Here is a 1,288-nt window from a genome sequence, read left to right as displayed (position 1 = left end):
CGGTCAGCGACCGGCACCTGTGCGCGGACACCAGAGCACTGGGCTGGTCAAGGCACGAACCGTCTCGGCATGCCCGCCCCGCGGCATGTGCGGATATGGTCGACAATTCAGTCGTTCGCCCACCAACCGAGGGGCTTGCCCTGCTCATCGTGGACGTTGCCGTACTCCCAGTCGGAATCGTGTCCAGCTGCCCATTCGCGGACAGCGTCCTCCACTGCGGGAAAGCCGACCGCGACCGGCACAGTGATCACGATGAATCGCAGATCGGGCGGGATCTCCACCAACCCATCGAGCTTCTCGAATCGGGTGGTGAGCGCGTTGATTCCGGCGTCGGTCAGACGCGCCGTCGGGAACACCCTTATGCAGAGGTTCCCGCCTCGCTCGAGCACGTCGAACGTGCCGTCATCGGCCACGCGCAGACGATCGCCCGCAGCGAAACCGTAGGTGAGGACGGGACTGCCGAGGACCTCGTAGTCGTTGTTCTTCAGGATCTTCGCGGGCAGTTCCTCGTGAACAGGCTTGCCGGAAGGCCCCAATTCCACGAACACTCGAACATGGCCATAGGCGCACCGGTCATCGGACATGCGCAGATTCTGTCACCGTTTTCCCTGAATTGGCCGAGTGGTATCGAACACCCCACGCTCATCGGCATGTGCGGCGTGTGTGGGCCAGGCCGCCCGCCCAGCGGCATTACAGTGCGTTCGGCCTACCTGAACCATCTCCGACGTGTTTGGTCGCCGGACGTCATTTGGACGACGATCCCACCGAAACGTGCCTCCTGCATGGTGGCGGGATGTCCGTCGATAAAACACACGCCGGTTCGGGTGACCTCGATGCATTCTTCCTGCTGGGAGCGCGCCGTCCGAGTCCTCGAAAGTGTTCGCGTAGTAGGCGATCATACCGCCACCGAGATCGGTGTTGAAGCCGGTGACCCGGCGGCCGGCGCGGTCGGTGGTGCGGCTCCGACAGTGATCGCAGACCGCGCGGGGGTAGCGTTCCTCGTAGGTTGCCGGCCGCTCGCAGCGCGGGCAGGGTTGCGTGTATCGACGCCCAGCAGTCGGACTTTGCAACAGGAAATCATTGCGAGCGAGGATATTACGCGCAGAGTCTCCGCGATTGCGCCGCATATTGATGAGAACGAACTCAGCGTAGTCTGCTGTCTCGGCATCGATCTCTGTACGCCTGGGCATCTCGTCTATTCCATCGAGTCCGGCAACGTAGGCCTCGATAGCCACCCCGTGCGCCGCCGAGAGTTACCGTTCGGGGATTATTCTGTTGGAAAGTTCGG

At 62.6% G+C, this 1,288-nt stretch carries 2 protein-coding genes; one reads left to right on the top strand and one right to left on the bottom strand.

Translation table 11 applies throughout. The annotated features are described in order from the left end of the window. Positions 1 to 107 precede the first annotated feature (107 nt). Positions 108 to 584, bottom strand: coding sequence for a DUF4265 domain-containing protein (locus tag ACFWPJ_RS33140; RefSeq protein WP_378857517.1), 477 nt, complete (start codon positions 582 to 584; stop codon positions 108 to 110). 240 nt (positions 585 to 824) lie between these two features. Between ACFWPJ_RS33140 and ACFWPJ_RS33135 the strand changes: the two genes are divergently transcribed. After that, positions 825 to 1,288 (top strand): hypothetical protein (locus ACFWPJ_RS33135; protein WP_378857515.1); only part of this gene is annotated, 464 nt, incomplete at its 3' end.

The organism is Nocardia sp. NPDC058497 (genome assembly GCF_042720195.1).
Taxonomy (GTDB): domain Bacteria; phylum Actinomycetota; class Actinomycetes; order Mycobacteriales; family Mycobacteriaceae; genus Nocardia.
The sequence above is the reverse complement of the archived record's forward strand: the minus strand, read 5'-3'. Positions and strand labels throughout refer to the sequence as shown.